This is a genomic window from Phenylobacterium sp. (assembly GCF_031412415.1).
Classification (GTDB): domain Bacteria; phylum Pseudomonadota; class Alphaproteobacteria; order Caulobacterales; family Caulobacteraceae; genus Phenylobacterium.
On sequence record NZ_JANOCX010000202.1, the window covers coordinates 1 to 15921 of the forward strand.

Consider the following 15921-nt stretch of genomic DNA (forward strand, 5'->3'; position numbering starts at 1 on the left):
ATCGCCGACCTGGCCTAGCGCGCGGCGGCCGACGCCGCCGCGCGGCCTCATGACCTAGAGGGCGTCCTTCGTGCGGGGCGCGTCCTCGGACTGGTACATGGAGATCGTGTGGCCATCCGGATCGGAAAAGTCGGCGGACCACCCGCCGGGGGCGTGGCTGACCGGGGTCACGATGGTCGCGCCCTTTTCGGCCAGGGCGGCGACAGCGGTGTCGATCCCGCCTTCGCTCAGGTCGAAGACGATGATGGGCGAATTCCCCGGCCGGCTCTCCGCCTTGAAGAAGATCAGCTCCAGGCCGCCTTGGGTCGACGCCGTGAGCCAGTCGTTCCCGGATCCGTCGTCGCCCATGTTGGCGACCTCCAGACCAAGAACGTCACGATAGAAGGTTTCCGTCCGCGCGATGTCGCTGACGTAGTAGCAGATGGTGCCAATCCGCACTTTGCCGAACATGTCGTGTCCCTTTCAGATGCCAGACACCGGTGGTTGCCGCGGCCTGGTGATTTGTGAGGCCACGACGAAGAGATGACCGTCGGGGTCGTGGCTGGCCAGGACGACGGCGGCGGCGTGGACCCTGCTGATCAGCGCCCGGCGCACGAGGCCGAATGACAGGTCGCCGCGCGGCGCGCCGGCGCCTGGCGGAAGGCCATGACCGGATTGGCGCCAGCGCCGCCTGATCTCGCTGATCCGCTGGCGCAACGCCGGGTCGGACAGGTGCAGGAGCCAGGCGATCTCGGCCTTCGTATGTCCCGTCAGGGCGAGCAGCGCCGTGGTGCGAAGGGCCGGGGGGAGGGTCGTGACGAAATGGTCCGGCCCCGCCAACGGGTCGGTCTCCTCCCCGGGGCCCGGAGGGTCGTAGGCGCTTTCGCGCCGCCGCCGGCGCGCGGCGGACCGCGCCTCATGCAGGGCGCGATTGCGCAGCACGCCGCTCAGCCAGCGGCGGTTCTCCGCCCGGGTCATGTCGCCGCGCTGCGCCTCGATCGCCGCGAGCAGGGCGGTCTGCAGGAGATCCCCGGCCTCGTCGAGCCGCCGTGACCGCCCTCGAGCCGTGCGCAGGAGCGCCAGATAGGTTTTCGAGTCCATCTTCCTCCCGTGGGCTGGGTGGGGAGCCATGACTGCTAAGCTTTCAATCGGGCCAAGGCTATCGCCAGCGCCGCCAAGCTTGCGATTCCGGCTGCAAAGCGCCACATCTCCCACATGTTCATCCAGACCGAAGTCACCCCGAACCCCGAGGTCCTGAAGTTCCTGCCCGGCCGCGAGATCATGGCCGAGGGATCGCGGGACTTCCGCACCCCCGACGAGGCTGAGGCCTCGCCGCTGGCCACCGACCTGTTCGGCGTGCCGGGCGTGACGCGGGTGTTCTTCGGCGGCGACTTCGTCACGGTCGGCAAGGACGGGGAGGCCGACTGGGGCCACCTGAAGGCCCCGATCCTGGCGGCGATCATGGATCACTTCACCTCAGGCCGGCCGCTGTTCTCGGCCAGCGAGGGCGACGACGCCGGCGGGCACGACGATCAGGTCTATGAGGGCGAGACCGCCCAGGTGGTGGCCGAGATCAAGGACCTGCTGGACACCCGCATTCGCCCGGCGGTGGCCCAGGACGGCGGCGACATCCTGTTCAACCGCTTCGAGCCGGACACCGGCGTGGTCTGGTTGCACATGCGCGGCGCCTGTTCGGGCTGCCCGTCTTCCTCCGCGACGCTGAAGGCCGGCGTGGAGAACATGCTCAAGCACTACGTGCCCGAAGTGACCCGGGTCGAGCAGACGCTCTAGACCTGTGAGCCGGGGGCGGATTCTCTTCCTGTCGCTAGCGGTGGCGGCGATCGCCGCGCCGTGCCTGGCCGACGAGGACGACTGGCCGGTGTTGAAGGGTGCGCGGGTGGACGGCCAGCCGCCGGCCCTGGCGCTCGCCATCTACCGCGCGCAGGGCGCCACCTTCGGCCTGGGGATCTATCCGAGAGCGCCGGACGATCTGCTGGCGCGGCACGTGGACGTGCGCGGTGGGGTCACCACCATCGGCTGGACCACCGCGAAGGCCTGCCCGCAACTGGTTCAGGTGCTGTCGGCGCTGGAGCGCGTGCCGGCGCCTCGCATCAAATCGCCGCGTGTGACGGCGCCGACGGGCGCGCGCACCGACAGCAGCTATCACCTCTGGTCGACGGATGTCCGTTGGACGGCGACCGGACCCTCCGCCGGGATGGAGCTTCGCGCCACGGCGGGTCCGGTGTCGGCGTGGGCCGAAAAGACGGCCAAGGCGCTGGAACCGTGCTGGAGCCCCAACCGGCCGTGATCATCCTCGCCCTCGACACATGCCTTGGGGCCTGTTCGGCCGCAGTTCTGAGCGGCGAGCGGGTGCTGGCCGCGAGGGTCGAGCCCATGGCGCGAGGACATCAAGAACGCCTGGCGCCCTTGGTCGCCGAGCTCATGGCGGAGGCCGGGGTCGCCTTCGATCTACTGGACCGGATCGGGGTGACGGTGGGGCCGGGCTCGTTCACCGGCCTTCGGGTGGGCCTGGCCTTCGCCAAGGGGATCGGCCAGGCGCTGGCCATACCGGTGATCGCCGTGGGCACGCTGGAGGCCTTGGCGGCGGAAGCGCCGGGACGGGTGCTGGCGGTGCTGGATGCAAAGCGCGGCCAGGTCTATCTCCAGGCGTTCGCGGATGGTGCGGCGGTCAGCGCCCCCGATGTCCTGCCCATCGAAACCGCCGCCGCGCGGGTGGCCGAGTTCGTCCCCGAAGTGCTGATCGGCTCCGGCGCCGCCCTCCTGGCCGAGATGACGCCCTCGGCGCGGGTGATCTCCGGGGAGCAGGCCGATCCGGCCGCGGTGGCGCGGCTGGCGGCGGCCAAGACGCCGGTTCCGCCACGCCCCCTCTATCTGCGCGCGCCCGACGCCCGGCTGCCGGGTGGAAGGCTGCTGGAGCCGTGAGGCTGCGCGGCGCCTGGGGCCACGAGGCGCAAGCCCTGGCCGCGGTCCATGGGCGCGCCTTCGCCGGCGGCTGGTCGGGCGCGGAGATCGCGGGCCTGCTCGACGGACCGGGCGGCTTCGCCTTGCTGGTCGAGGACGGCGACGCGCCGTTCGGCTTCATCCTGTGCCGCGCCGTGGCGGACGAGGCCGAGATCCTGACCCTGGCCGTCGACCCCGCGGCCCGCCGCCGCGGTCTGGCGCTCGCCCTGGTTCAGGCGGCCGTCGGCGCCGCGCGGATGGCCGGCGCCCAGTCGTTGTTCCTGGAGGTCGCCCACGACAACGCCCCGGCCCTGGCGCTCTACGCCAAGGCCGGCTTCGCCCAGGTCGGATTGCGGCGCGGCTACTACGATCGCGGGGCAAATCCGTCGGCCGACGCGGTGGTGATGCGTCTCGACCTTGGCCCTTCGGTCTAGGCGCACTATCCTGACGTCATCGGAACCTGAGGAGTCGTTCGTGGACCGGATCGAGAACCTTTGCGTCGAAAAGGGCATGCGGATGACCGAGCAGCGCCGCGTGATCGCGCGGGTGTTGTCGGCGGCCCATGACCATCCGGACGTGGAAGAGCTCTATCGCCGGTCGCACGAGGTGGATCCGCACATCTCCATCGCCACGGTCTACCGCACGGTCCGGCTGTTCGAGGAGGCCGGGATCATCGCCCGCCACGACTTCCGCGACGGCCGTTCGCGCTATGAAGAGGCCACCGAGATTCATCACGACCACCTGATCGACATGAAGTCCGGCAAGGTGGTGGAGTTCGTCGACGAAGAGATCGAGGCCCTGCAGGAGGCCATCGCCCACAAGCTCGGCTACAAGCTGGTGGACCACCGGTTGGAACTCTACGGCGTACCGATCGAGGACTGATCGCCATTTCCACGCCACCGACCAAGCGCCTGTTCATCAAGACCTACGGGTGCCAGATGAACGTTTACGACAGCGAGCGCATGGCCGATGTGCTGGGCCCGCTGGGCTACGCCATGACCGAACGGCCCGACGACGCCGACCTGGTGGTGCTGAACACCTGCCACCACCGCGAGAAGGCCACCGAGAAGTTCTATTCCGAGCTCGGCTACATCACGGCGATGAAATTGGCCCGCCGCGCGGCGGGCGCCGACATGGTGATCGCCGTGGCCGGTTGCGTGGCCCAGGCCGAGGGCGAGCAGATCATGCTGCGCCAGCCGGCCGTGGACCTGGTGGTCGGGCCGCAGGCCTATCACCAGCTGCCCGAACTGATCGCGCGCACGCACCGGGCGCGGGGTGAGCGGCTGGCCGCCGACTTCGCCGCCGACGAGAAATTCGACGCCCTGCCGACCGAGCGCCATCCCACCGGGGTCACCGCCTTCCTCACCGTCCAGGAGGGCTGCGACAAGTTCTGCACCTTCTGCGTGGTGCCCTATACACGCGGCGGCGAGTGGTCGCGGCCCGTGGAGACTATCCTGGCGGAAGCGCGCAGCCTGGCGGAGCAGGGGGTGCGCGAGGTCACCCTGCTGGGCCAGAACGTCAACGCCTACGCCGGGGAGGGTGGATTGGCCGGCTTGGCGCGCAGGCTGGCGAGCATCGAGGGCCTGGATCGCATCCGCTACACCACCAGCCACCCTGCCGACATGGACCAGGCGCTGATCGACGCCCATGCCGAACTGCCGCAACTGATGCCCTATCTGCACCTGCCGGTGCAGTCGGGGTCGGACAAGATCCTCAAGGCCATGAACCGGGCCCACACCGCCGACAGTTATCTGCGGCTGATGGAGAAGATCCGCGCCGCGCGTCCCGACATCGCCCTGTCCGGCGACTTCATCGTGGGCTTCCCTGGCGAGCGCGACAGCGATTTCGAGGCGACGCTGAGCCTGGTCCGCGAGGTCGGCTACGCCACGGCCTTCAGCTTCAAGTATTCCCGCCGCCCCGGCACCCCGGCCGCGGCCATGCCGGGCCAGGTGGCCGAAGAGGTCAAGGACGAGCGGCTGGCGCGACTGAACGCCCTGCTGGACGAGCAACAGAAGGCTTTCAACGCCAGTCAGGTAGGCAAGGTCCTGCCGGTGCTGTTCGAGAAGTCCGGCCGCCATCCGGGGCAGCTTTCCGGCCGCAGCCCCTATCTCCAGGCCGTCCACGCTGAGGGTCCGGATCGCCTGATCGGCCAGATCGTTCCGGTACGTATCGAAGCCGCCGCCAAGATGAGCCTGGCCGGCGTTCTGGAACAGGTCCCCGCGTGAGCAAGCCTCCCGAGTTCATCCCCCTCTCCGCCGCCGCGGTCCGCGCCGTGGCCGGCGCCTCCAGCCGCCACGCGGCCCTGATCGAGGACGCCCTGGACGTGCTGATGGAGACCCCGGGCGGCGGGGTCGCCCTGAGCGGCGACTCCAAGGCGCGCGCCCACGCCAAGCAGGTCATCAACGCCCTGGCCGAGCGCGCCGACGCCGGCCATGAGGTGGCCGAGGCCGACGTGCGCGTGGCCATCGGCCAGGCCCGCACGGGTTCTGGCAAGGCGCCGGGCGGGTTGCCGACGGGCAAGCGCGGCCAGGTGGTCCCCAAGACCCCGGGCCAGGCGCGTTACCTGGAGGCCCTGGCCAATTGCGAACTGGTCTTCGGCCTGGGCCCCGCCGGCACCGGCAAGACCTTCCTGGCGGTCGCCCATGGGGCGGGCCTGTTGCTGCGCGGCGAGGTCGACCGGTTGATCGTCAGCCGCCCCGCCGTCGAGGCCGGTGAGCGACTGGGCTTCCTGCCGGGCGACCTGTCGGAAAAGGTCGATCCCTACATGGCCCCGGTCTGGGAGGCGCTGACCGACATCCTGGGCGCCGAGCAGTTCCGCCGCCGTCGCGAGAAGGGCGAGATCGAGGTGGTGCCCATCGCCTTCATGCGCGGCCGCACGCTCAGCCACGCCTTCGTCATCGTCGACGAGGCGCAGAACACCTCGCGCCTGCAGATGAAGATGGTCCTGACCCGCCTGGGCGAGGGCGCACGCATGGCCGTAACCGGCGACCCCACGCAGATCGACCTGGTCAACGCCAGCGACTCCGGCCTGGCGCACGCCGTCGGCCTGCTGGAAGGGGTCAAGGGCGTGGGCGTGAACCGCTTCACGGTCGAGGACGTGGTGCGCCACCCGATGGTCGAGCGGATCGTGCGGGCCTACGACGCCGACGCGGCCAAGCGCGGGCGCACGATGTGATCGACCTCGAGATCGAGGACCCGGTCTGGCTGGCGGCGGAGCCCGACGCCGAGGCCTTGGTCCTGGCGGCCGCCCAGGCGACCCTGGCCCATATCGACTTCACCGAGGGCGCCGTGACCCTGTTGCTCACCGACGATCAGACGGTGCGCGAACTGAACGCCCGCTTCCGCCAGAAGGACGTCGCCACCAACGTATTGTCATTTCCCGCGCCGCAGAATCCGGAGCGCCACCTGGGCGACGTGGCCCTGGCCCATGGTGTCTGCGCGCGGGAAGCCGCCGAGCAGGGCAAGCCTCTCGCCCACCACCTTCAGCACCTGGTGGCGCACGGGGTGCTGCATCTAGTAGGATACGACCATGAGACGGACGCCGAGGCCGAACAGATGGAAGGCCTAGAGCGCGTCATCCTGGCGGGACTGGGGGTCCCCGATCCGTATGCCGCCGAACAGGGAGACCATGACTAACGCGTCCGACGGCTCCAGACCGCCCGAACCCGCCAATCAAAGTCGCGGCGTTCGGGCCTTCTTTCGCAGACTGCGCGGCAAGGCCGGAGAGGCCCTGGCCGTTCCCGTCGCCACCGGATCGCGCGGAGCCCTGGTCGAGCAGGCCGCCGCCTTCCAGACCATGCGGGTGGACGATGTCATGACCCCCCGGGTGGACATCGTGGCCGTCGACCTGTCGACACCGTTCGACGAGGTGGTGGAGCGCTTCGCCGAGGCTGAGCACAGCCGCATGCCGATCTATCGCGACACCCTGGACGACCCGGTCGGCGTGATCCACGTCAAGGACATCTTCAAGCTGCTGGCGGGACGTGGGAAGCGCCCGGGTCCCAGCGACCTGATCCTGCAGAAGCTGCGCCGCGAGGTGTTGTATGTTCCCGGCTCCATGCGCTGCGCCGATCTGCTGCTGCGCATGCAGGCCCAGCGGACGCACATGGCCCTGGTCATCGACGAGTTCGGCGGCACCGACGGGCTGGTGACCATGGAGGACCTGGTCGAGGCTGTGGTCGGCGACATCGACGACGAGCACGACGAAGCCGCCGTGGCCAGCGTCACGCCGCGCCCCGGCGGGGTGTTCGAGGTGGACGGCCGCGCGCCGCTGGAGAAGCTGGAGGCCGCCCTCGACGCCGACCTGGCCCCGCCCGACCTGGACGAGGAAATCGACACGGTGGGCGGCCTCGTCTCGGCCCTGGCCGGCCGGGTCCCGCAGCGCGGCGAGGTGATCGCCCATCCCGGCGGGTTCGAGATCCAGGTGCTGGACGCCGACCCTCGACGGGTGAAGCGCGTGCGGTTCAAGCCCGCCGCCCCCAAACCCGATCCGGCGCTCGGGGCCTAGTCCTTGAAGCGTCCGTCCGACTGGACCCCGCGTCTGCTGACGCTCGCCGCCGGTCTGGCGGCGGGTCTGGCCCATCCGCCGTTCGGGTTCCTGCCTGGCCTGCTGGGCTACGCCGTGCTGCTGGGCGCGGTCGAAAGTGAATTCCGGAGCATCCGTCTAAAGCGCTCGGCCTTCCTGTACGGGTGGCTGGCCGGGGTCGGCTATTTCGGCGTCGGGGTCTGGTGGATCACCGAGCCGTTCCAGGTGGACGCCGCCAACCAGGGCTGGATGGCGCCCTTCGCCCTGCTGTTCATGGCCGGCGGCCTGGCCCTGTTCTGGGGGGCGGCGGGCCTGGTCTATCGCTGGCTTTCGCCGCGAGGCGTCTCGCGGGTGCTGGTGTTCGCGGGGGTCTTCGCCGCGGCCGAATGGCTGCGCGGCCACGTCTTCACAGGCTTTCCGTGGAACCTGCCGGGCGAGACCTGGGCGGCGGGAGGGGCGATGTCCCAGACGGCCTCGGTGGTCGGCGCCTATGGCATGACCTGGATCACCATCGCCCTCGCGGCCAGCCCGATCCTGCTGCTGGGCGCCGAGCCCCGGCGCGCCAGGTTCGCCGCCGTGGGCGTGGCGCTCCTGGCCCTGGCGGGGCTCTACGGCGCGGGCGCTGTGCGGCTGGCCGACACGCCGGCCCCGGCCGCCGACGCGCCGCGCCTACGGATCGTCCAGGCCAATATCGACCAGAAGGACAAATGGAAGCCGGAGAACCTGGACGCCATCGTCTCGACCTATGTCCGCCTGACCCGGCAGGGCGGCGCGACGCCGGCGATCGTGGTTTGGCCGGAAGGCGCCCTGCCGGCGGTGATCGACGACCTGCTGGCGCCCGGAAGTCCCTATGTGGACCGGTTGGCGGGCGCGCTCGCGCCGGGCCAGACCCTGATGCTGGGGGCCAATCGCGCGGGAAGATCAGAGGCGGGCGGCGTCGACTATTTCAACAGCCTGGTCGCCCTGCGCCGCGAGGCCGGCGGCCTGACCGTGAGCGGGGTCTACGACAAGCACCGGTTGGTGCCGTTCGGCGAGTTCCTGCCCCTGGGCGACCTGGCCACCCGGTTGGGCATCCGCAGCCTGGTGCACATGCCGGAGGACTTCACGGCCGGTCCCGAGCCGCGCCCCCTGACGCTGCGCGGCCTGCCCGGCGTGCAGCCGCTTATCTGCTACGAGGCGCTGTTTCCTGGCTTCGCCAGCGCGGCGGCGCGGCGGACGGGGCTTCGCCCGGCCTGGCTGCTCAATGTGTCCAACGACGCCTGGTTCGGCGGCGCCAGCGGTCCGCTGCAGCACCTGAACATCGCCAGCTATCGCGCCATCGAGGAGGGCCTGCCAATCGTGCGCGCCACCCCGACCGGGGTCTCGACGGTGATCGACGCCCATGGGCGCGCGGGTGTCCGGCTTGGGCTCGGTATGGAGGGTGTGATCGACGCGGCGCTCCCCGCGGCCCTGCCGGCGACGCCCTACGCTCGCTTCGGCGACGCCGGATTCGCCGGCATGCTGCTCATTTCAGCGGCGGTTCTTGTGTTCGGGCGGGTCAAGCGGCGGCCGTTGAACTGACGTAACGGTCAATTTTTTGACGGTCGGGCTTCCCTCCGTCTAGGGTTGAGCATGGCCAAGGAACCCGATCCTGCCCCCAACCCGGTCGACCTGCATGTCGGCCTGCGGATTCGTCTTCGCCGCAAGGAGATGGGCGTCAGCCAGGAAAAGCTGGCCGAAGCCATCGGGCTCACCTTCCAGCAGGTCCAGAAATACGAACGGGCCGCCAACCGGGTCTCGGCCTCCAAGCTCTACGAGATGGCCCGCGCCCTGAAGACGTCCACCGCCTACTTCTTCGAGGGCCTGCCCGAAGGTGAGGACGGAGGGTTGGCCGGCGCCGAGTCCCGCCCGGGCTCGCAGGCCTTCCTGCTCACCGCCGAGGGCCTGGAGTTGGCCGACACGTTCCCCAAGATCCGCCGCCCCCGCGTGCGCCGCCGGATTCTGGATTTGGTCCGCGCCATGGTCGAAGAGGACGACGAGGCCTAAGGCTTAACCAAGCGGGTCATGGTCTCGCTTGCGGGATATAAAGATTTCTTTATAGGTTCGCGCCGACGTTCAGTCGGATCGCCCGGAAGCGGCGGTCCGCGCCCATTTTCCGGAGCTATCGTCTTGAGCCGTTCCTCCTACATCTTCACCAGCGAAAGCGTGTCCGAAGGCCATCCGGACAAGGTGGCCGACCGTATCTCCGACACGGTCGTCGACGCCTTCCTGGCCGCCGAGCCGCAAGCGCGAGTCGCCTGCGAGACCCTGGTGACCACCAATCGCATCGTGCTGGCGGGCGAAGTCCGCGCCGGCAAGCCGGGGGCGTCGAAGGCCGAGAGCAAGCAGCTCACCAAGGACATCCTGGCCACGCTGGAACCCAAGGTCCGCGCGGCGGTCAAGGACATCGGCTACGCGCAGAAGGGCTTCCACTGGGAGAAGGCCAAGTTCCACAACTACCTGCACGCCCAGTCGGCCGATATCGCCGTGGGCGTCGACTCGACCGACAAGAAGGAAGAGGGCGCGGGCGACCAGGGGATCATGTTCGGCTACGCCTGCGACGAGACTCCGCAGCTCATGCCCGCCACCCTGCAGTTCTCCCACGACATCTTGCGCAAGCTGGCCGAGGTCCGTCACTCCGGCGAGTGCGAGGCCCTGGAGCCCGACGCCAAGAGCCAGGTGACGGTCCTGTACCAGGACGGCCGGCCGGTCGAGATCCTGCAGATCGTGGTCTCCACCCAGCACAAGAAGAAGATCGGCGACCTCGGCGCCAACTCCAAGCGCATCCAGGCCCTGATCAAGCCCTATGTCGAAAGCGTCCTGCCCTCGGGCCTGGTGACCAAGAAGACCAAGTGGCACGTCAATCCGACCGGCCGCTTCCTGATCGGCGGCCCTGATGGCGACGCCGGGATCACCGGTCGCAAGATCATCGTCGACACCTACGGCGGCGCCTCGCCGCACGGCGGCGGCGCGTTCTCGGGCAAGGACCCCACCAAGGTGGACCGCTCCGCGGCCTATGCCTGCCGCTACCTGGCCAAGAACGTCGTGGCCTCGGGCCTGGCGCGCAAGTGCACCATCCAGATCAGCTACGCCATCGGCGTCGCCAACCCGCTCAGCTTCTATGTCGACCTGCACGGGACCGGCGAAGTCGATCCCGCCAAGCTGGAACTGGCCCTGCCGCAGATGATCGGCGGCGCCACGCCGCGCGCCATCCGTGAGCACCTCGGCCTCAACCGCCCGATCTACGCGCGGACCGCGGCCTATGGCCACTTCGGCCGCCAACCTGACAACGAGGGCGGCTTCTCCTGGGAGAAGACCGACCTAATCGACCAGCTGAAGGGCCTGGCCTAAAGCCTTTCCAGGACGGCCTCCGGGCTGTCCTGGAACGCGATCTTCTCGGACGCCGGCGCCTGGATGGCGCAGACCAGCCCCTCGCGCCGGTAGTCCATGGTCACCTCGCCGCCCAGCTCTCCGGCGACGCCGCGCTCCAGCAGTCGCGAGCCGAAGCCCGTCTGTTCCGGCGCGTTCACCGCCAGCCCGCCGCTCTCGCGCCAGACGATGCGGATCGCGCCGCCTTCGCCCTCGCCCACCGAGATGTCCACCCGCCCGCCCGACGCCCATGCGCCGTGCTTCAGTGCGTTGGTCGCCAGTTCGTGCAGGGCCATGCCGAAGGTCACAGCGAAGTTCGAGTGCAGCCGCAGGTCGGGCCCTGCATAGGCGTATGGCCGGCCGTAGTGGCCGAGCGTGGCGTCCACCAGTTCGCGAAGGGAAGCGCTGGTCCACTCGCGCTTGACCAGCAGGTCGTGGGTGGAGGACAGCGCCATCAGGCGCTCGACGAAGGAATCCTTGAACTCGCCCATGTCGCCCGCGCCGCGCATGGTCTGAGACGCGATCGACTGTACGGAGGCCAGGGTGTTCTTCACCCGGTGGTTCAACTCGTCCAAAAGCAGCTTCTGACGGGTCTCGTGCTCGCGCATCTCCACCATGGTGGCCATGGCGCCGCGAAGATCGTTGAGCGCCTGGTCGCGCTCCTCGATCCGCGCCTGCAGCGTCGCGGCGGCGGGCAGGGCGATGATCCTGGGCAGCAGGGGCCACAGCGCCACCGCCGTCATGACGGAGGCGACCGCGGTCAGGGCCTTCAACAGGGCCTCGATCCCATAGTGGGCGTTCCACAGGGTCCAGACCGCCATGAAGTGCGTGACCCCGCACAGCATGATGAACGCCACGAACATCCACAGCACCCAGCCGAACCGGACGTCCGGGCGCCGGTACAGGAACATGCCGATGGCCAGGGGAATGGAGAAGTAGGCCAGGCCGATCAGGATGTCCGAGATCGCGTGGGTCCAGATCAGCTCCGGTCGCCAAAGTAGGCATATGCCGTGAGGGTTCAGAGTGTTGGCGTTGAAGAAGTAGCTGAGCGCATTCAGGACTCGATCCATCACAAACTCCCCTGGCGCCGACGATTCGTTCTCGGACGATGCCCGCCACCCGCGGTGACGGCCAGGAAGAAAACCGCCTGCGACGCTTCGCCTGCCGGGGGCGGGTCCGCGGCGAGCCGCCCAAATCGCGCGGGGCAATTCACGCCGGGCCCGCCATCGGCTAGACGGCGCCCATGGAAGAGACCGCCCACCCGCTGATGCGATCCTACGGGCGCATCAAGTCGCGCCCGATCAAGCCTCGCCAGGCCGCCCTGGTCGAAACCCTGCTGCCGCAGATCCGCGCGCCGCAGGCGCCGTTCGATCCGCGCGAGCTCATGCCTGAGGCCAACGAGGTCTGGCTGGAGATCGGCTTCGGCGGCGGTGAGCACATGGCCGCCCAGGCGGGCCGCGCGCCCCAGGTGCTGATCATCGGCTGCGAGCCGTTCCTGAACGGGGTGGCCAGCGCCGTGCGCCACGTCTCAGAGCAGGGGCTGAAGAACGTCCGCATCCAGGACGGCGACGCCCGCGAGCTGGTCGCCCACCTGCCCGACGCCTGCCTGACGAGGGTGTTCATCCTGTTCCCCGACCCCTGGCCCAAGGCGCGCCACCACAAGCGGCGCATCGTCCAGCCCGAGATGCTGGCGGACCTGGCGCGCGTCCTCAAATCCGGAGGGCGCCTGCGCTTCGCCACCGACGTGGCGGGCTACGCCGACTGGGCGCTGGAGCGGGTGCTGGCCTCGCCCCACTTCGACTGGACCGCGCAGGCGGCGGCGGACTGGCGGACCCCGCCAGCCGACCACATCACCACCCGCTACGAGGAAAAGCGCCTGGGCGACTGCGCCCCGGTGTTCTTCGACTTCGTCCGGCGCTAGGCGCCCGTCCAGCCCTTGCCGGCGGCGTTGGCGCGCTCGATCCCCTGGCGGATCAGCTCGCCAGTCTCTTCCGGATCGGCCCAGCGCACGATCTCGACCGACTTGCCCTTCTCCAGGTCCTTATAGTGCTGGAAGAAGTGGGCGATCTGCTCGGTGAGGATGGCCGGCAAGCCGCGCCAGGAATCCACGCCGGCGTAGAACGGATGCAGCTTGTCCACCGGCACGGCCAGGACCTTCTCGTCCCCGCCGGCCTCGTCGACCATCATCAGGGTGCCGATGGGGCGAACGCGGATCACCGCGCCGGGCACCACCGGGGTCGGACCCACGACCAGCACGTCCATGGGATCGCCGTCGTCCGACAGGGTGTGGGGGATGAAGCCGTAATTGCCGGGATAGTACATGGCCGTGTGCAGGAAGCGGTCGACGAAGATCGCCCCGGACTCCTTGTCCAGCTCGTACTTCACCGGTTCGCCGCCCTGCGGGATCTCGATGATGGCGTTGACGTCGTAGGGCGGATTGAAGCCGACGGGGATCTTGGTGATGTCCATGGGGAGGAAGGACCTTGTCCGAACACAAAAAGGGAGGCGGGCGGTGTGTGGACTATTCGTGCGCTCCGGAAAAGGGCGCGGCGGCCCTGGCGCGTCGATTTGGCCGCCAGTGATGCAAAATCCCGCGTCGTCCGCGCCAACTCGCCCTTGACTCGAAAACTACAAACGTAAATCGTCCGCGAGGCGGAGGATTCAAATGCTGGCGCTCGACCACCTGGCCATCTGGACCGCGCGGCGCGACGGCCTGGCCGATCGGCTTGCCGAACTGACAGGGTTTCCCGTGCTGGATGGCTTCTTCCCCGATGGCCGTCGCGTGGCGCGTGGCGTGCGCTTCGCGGGCGGCGCCTTCGTCGACCTCCACCAGGTCGGGCCGGGTGAGCAGGGCGGTCAGGTCTTCCTGGGCCTGCGTGGCGAGATAGAGGCTGCCGAGCGGTTGGCGGCGCGGGAAGGCTGGCGCGTGCGGTCCGGGCGCTGGCGCGAGGCGAGCGACGGATCGCCCTGGTCGATGCTGACCTTCCGCCGCGATCACGGCGTGCTCAACCGGATCTTCGTGATCGACTATGGCCCGCGGCCGGAAGCCTGGGGCTCGCCGGTGTTCGACCAGCCGCTGTACGACGCCCGAAACGCTCCGGCCGCGGGCGCGCGGCTGCGTCGCGTTTGGTTCTCGACGCCCGATTCCGAGGCGTCGGGCCGCGCGCTGGAGGCCTTGGGTTTCGCGCGCTCCGGGGACGTCGAGTCAGCCTTCTCCCCATTCCACGGCAGGCTGTACCGAGGCGCGGCCGGCGACCTGGTGGTGAGCGCGGGCGACACCGACGCCCTGGTCCGCCTCGACCTCACCGGACCTGGACCTCCGCTCTGCGAGCCATTCGGCGAACAGCTCAACCTGGTGATCGGCGAGACCCCGTGACAAGCCTGTGTCGGCGCGCTATAAGAGCGCTCACATCGTCCGTTAGCGCTGGATAGCGCCTACGAGCGGCAGGCTTCGGCCCGGCCGCTTTTTTGTTGCCGGAGAGCGGCCAAGCTTATGCGTGGCAAGACCGCGGAAGACCAGAAGCTCCTGGAGCTGCTCGACCCCGTCGCCGAGGCGGCCGGCTATGAGATCGTGCGACTGCGCCTGATGGGCGGCGAGCACGCCCGGCGCCTGCAGATCATGGCCGAGACCCCGGACGGCGAGATGGTGGTCGAGGACTGCGCGCGGCTGTCGCGCGCCATCTCCGAGATCATGGACGCCGCCGATCCGGTTTCCGGCGAATATACGCTGGAAGTCTCCTCACCGGGCGTCGACCGGCCGCTGACCCGGCTGAAAGACTTCGCCAACTATGAGGGCCACGAGGCCCGCATCGAACTCGACCGCGTCGCCGAGGGCCGCAAGCGATTCCGCGGCGTCCTGGCCGGCGTGGAAGACGAGAATGTCGCCATCGACCTGGAAGGCGAGGAGGCCACCGCCCTGGTCCCCTTCGCCTGGGTGGTCGAGGCCAAGCTGATCCTGACTGATGCGCTGATGAAGCGCGGCGCCGAAGAACGCGCCGCCCGCCTCGTCGGCGACGAAACCCAACAAGAGACCTCCGAATAAAGGGACGACACCCATGAGCCTGACCGGCATCTCCGCCAACCGGCTTGAACTGCTCCAGATCGCCGAGGCCGTGGCCCGCGAAAAGTCGATCGACAAGGAGATCGTCATCGAGGCGATCGAGGAGGCGATCCAAAAGGGCGCGCGCTCGCGCTACGGCGCCGAGCACGATATTCGGGTCCATATCGATCAGAAGACCGGCGAGACCACCGTCAAGCGGGTGGTCACGGTGGTCAGCGACGATGTGACCTGGGACGTCGAGGCGGGCGATGAGGAGCCGGTCGGCATCCTGCGCCTGTCGGACGCCAAGCGCACCGACAAGGACGCGGTGATCGGCAAGACCTACGAGGAAATCCTGCCGCCCTTCGAGTTCGGCCGCGTCCAGACGCAGATGGCCCGCCAGGTGGTCACCGGGAAGGTCCGCGAAGCCGAGCGCGAGCGCCAGTTCGAGGAGTTCAAGGACCGCGTGGGCGAGATCGTCAACGGCGTGGTCAAGCGGGTCGAGTACGGCAACACCGTCGTCGACCTGGGCCGCGGCGAAGGCATCATGCGCCGCGACCAGTCGATCCCCCGCGAGAACTTCAACATCGGCGACCGGATCCGCTGCTACATCTACGACGTCCGTCGCGAGACCAAGGGGCCGCAGATCCTGCTCAGCCGCGCGCACGGCGGCTTCATGGCCAAGCTGTTCGCCCAGGAAGTTCCTGAGGTCTATGACGGCGTGATCGAGATCCGCGCCGTGGCCCGCGACCCGGGCTCGCGCGCCAAGATGGCCGTGGTCTCAAACGACAGCTCCATCGACCCGGTCGGCGCCTGCGTCGGCATGCGCGGCTCGCGCGTGCAGGCGGTGGTGGCCGAGCTGCAGGGTGAGAAGATCGACATCATCCAGTGGAGCCCGGACGAGGCGACCTTCATCGTCAACGGTCTGGCCCCCGCCGAAGTCTCCAAGGTGGTGATGGACGAGGAGGACGAGCGCGTCGAAGTGGTCGTTCCCGACGAACAACTGTCGCTGGCCATCGGCCGCCGCGGC

20 protein-coding genes are annotated in these 15921 nt (G+C 69.2%); 16 read left to right on the forward strand and 4 right to left on the reverse strand.

Going from position 1 to position 15921, the window contains the following annotated elements; all coding sequences use genetic code 11:
* Positions 1-54 precede the first annotated feature (54 nt).
* Both RMO04_RS09875 and RMO04_RS09880 read right to left on the reverse strand, forming a co-directional pair.
* Positions 55-450 (reverse strand): VOC family protein, encoded by a 396-nt coding sequence (locus RMO04_RS09875; protein WP_309644613.1) that lies wholly within the window; start codon positions 448-450, stop codon positions 55-57.
* A 12-nt stretch (positions 451-462) separates the two neighbouring features.
* Entirely contained in the window at positions 463-1080 is a 618-nt protein-coding gene (locus RMO04_RS09880; RefSeq protein WP_309644614.1) for a hypothetical protein, read from the reverse strand.
* 114 nt (positions 1081-1194) lie between these two features.
* Between RMO04_RS09880 and RMO04_RS09885 the strand changes: the two genes are divergently transcribed.
* From RMO04_RS09885 to metK, 12 genes are all read left to right on the forward strand, one after another.
* Complete coding sequence (locus RMO04_RS09885) at positions 1195-1770, forward strand: NifU family protein (protein ID WP_309644615.1); 576 nt, start codon at positions 1195-1197, stop codon at positions 1768-1770.
* A 4-nt stretch (positions 1771-1774) separates the two neighbouring features.
* Positions 1775-2287, forward strand: coding sequence for a hypothetical protein (locus RMO04_RS09890; protein WP_309644616.1), 513 nt, complete (start codon positions 1775-1777; stop codon positions 2285-2287).
* A complete protein-coding gene (tsaB, locus tag RMO04_RS09895) occupies positions 2287-2922 on the forward strand; it encodes a tRNA (adenosine(37)-N6)-threonylcarbamoyltransferase complex dimerization subunit type 1 TsaB (protein ID WP_309644631.1) in 636 nt (211 codons plus the stop codon). The genes RMO04_RS09890 and tsaB overlap by 1 nt, the downstream gene beginning before the upstream one ends.
* The gene (rimI, locus tag RMO04_RS09900) at positions 2919-3374 is read left to right on the forward strand and encodes a ribosomal protein S18-alanine N-acetyltransferase (protein ID WP_309644617.1); all 456 of its coding nucleotides are present in this window, start codon (positions 2919-2921) and stop codon (positions 3372-3374) included. The genes tsaB and rimI overlap by 4 nt, the downstream gene beginning before the upstream one ends.
* Positions 3375-3414: 40 nt before the next feature.
* On the forward strand, positions 3415-3822 hold the full coding sequence (locus RMO04_RS09905) for a Fur family transcriptional regulator (protein ID WP_309644618.1): 408 nt from the start codon (positions 3415-3417) through the stop codon (positions 3820-3822).
* A gap of 5 nt (positions 3823-3827) precedes the next feature.
* Positions 3828-5165 (forward strand): tRNA (N6-isopentenyl adenosine(37)-C2)-methylthiotransferase MiaB, encoded by a 1338-nt coding sequence (miaB, locus tag RMO04_RS09910; RefSeq protein WP_309644632.1) that lies wholly within the window; start codon positions 3828-3830, stop codon positions 5163-5165.
* Complete coding sequence (locus RMO04_RS09915; protein WP_309644619.1) at positions 5162-6115, forward strand: PhoH family protein; 954 nt, start codon at positions 5162-5164, stop codon at positions 6113-6115. Before miaB ends, RMO04_RS09915 begins: the two co-directional genes overlap by 4 nt.
* Positions 6112-6576 carry an rRNA maturation RNase YbeY gene (gene ybeY, locus RMO04_RS09920; protein WP_309644620.1) on the forward strand — a complete coding sequence of 155 codons (465 nt, stop codon included), beginning with the start codon at positions 6112-6114 and terminating at the stop codon, positions 6574-6576. Before RMO04_RS09915 ends, ybeY begins: the two co-directional genes overlap by 4 nt.
* Positions 6569-7447 carry a hemolysin family protein gene (locus tag RMO04_RS09925; RefSeq protein WP_309644621.1) on the forward strand — a complete coding sequence of 293 codons (879 nt, stop codon included), beginning with the start codon at positions 6569-6571 and terminating at the stop codon, positions 7445-7447. Before ybeY ends, RMO04_RS09925 begins: the two co-directional genes overlap by 8 nt.
* 3 nt (positions 7448-7450) lie before the next feature.
* Positions 7451-9025: an apolipoprotein N-acyltransferase gene (gene lnt, locus RMO04_RS09930; RefSeq protein ID WP_309644622.1), complete on the forward strand. Its 1575-nt coding sequence runs from the start codon at positions 7451-7453 to the stop codon at positions 9023-9025.
* A gap of 51 nt (positions 9026-9076) precedes the next feature.
* Positions 9077-9490: a helix-turn-helix domain-containing protein gene (locus RMO04_RS09935; RefSeq protein ID WP_309644623.1), complete on the forward strand. Its 414-nt coding sequence runs from the start codon at positions 9077-9079 to the stop codon at positions 9488-9490.
* Between the two features lie 123 nt (positions 9491-9613).
* Entirely contained in the window at positions 9614-10834 is a 1221-nt protein-coding gene (gene metK, locus RMO04_RS09940) for a methionine adenosyltransferase (protein ID WP_309644624.1), read from the forward strand.
* On the opposite strand, the gene RMO04_RS09945 is transcribed toward metK, so the two are convergent.
* Entirely contained in the window at positions 10831-11922 is a 1092-nt protein-coding gene (locus RMO04_RS09945) for a sensor histidine kinase (RefSeq protein ID WP_309644625.1), read from the reverse strand. The two genes, metK and RMO04_RS09945, sit on opposite strands and share 4 nt — an antisense overlap.
* A 173-nt stretch (positions 11923-12095) precedes the next feature.
* Between RMO04_RS09945 and trmB the strand changes: the two genes are divergently transcribed.
* Positions 12096-12773, forward strand: a complete 678-nt coding sequence (gene trmB, locus RMO04_RS09950) for a tRNA (guanosine(46)-N7)-methyltransferase TrmB (RefSeq protein WP_309644626.1) — start codon at positions 12096-12098, stop codon at positions 12771-12773.
* On the opposite strand, the gene ppa is transcribed toward trmB, so the two are convergent.
* Positions 12770-13321, reverse strand: a complete 552-nt coding sequence (ppa, locus tag RMO04_RS09955; RefSeq protein ID WP_309644627.1) for an inorganic diphosphatase — start codon at positions 13319-13321, stop codon at positions 12770-12772. The two genes, trmB and ppa, sit on opposite strands and share 4 nt — an antisense overlap.
* A gap of 196 nt (positions 13322-13517) precedes the next feature.
* Here ppa and RMO04_RS09960 point away from each other — a divergent pair, with 196 nt between their 5' ends.
* From RMO04_RS09960 to nusA, 3 genes are all read left to right on the forward strand, one after another.
* Positions 13518-14228 (forward strand): hypothetical protein, encoded by a 711-nt coding sequence (locus RMO04_RS09960; protein WP_309644628.1) that lies wholly within the window; start codon positions 13518-13520, stop codon positions 14226-14228.
* A 117-nt stretch (positions 14229-14345) separates the two neighbouring features.
* Complete coding sequence (rimP, locus tag RMO04_RS09965; RefSeq protein ID WP_309644629.1) at positions 14346-14894, forward strand: ribosome maturation factor RimP; 549 nt, start codon at positions 14346-14348, stop codon at positions 14892-14894.
* 13 nt (positions 14895-14907) lie between these two features.
* Positions 14908-15921 (forward strand): transcription termination factor NusA (gene nusA, locus RMO04_RS09970; protein WP_309644630.1); only part of this gene is annotated, 1014 nt, incomplete at its 3' end.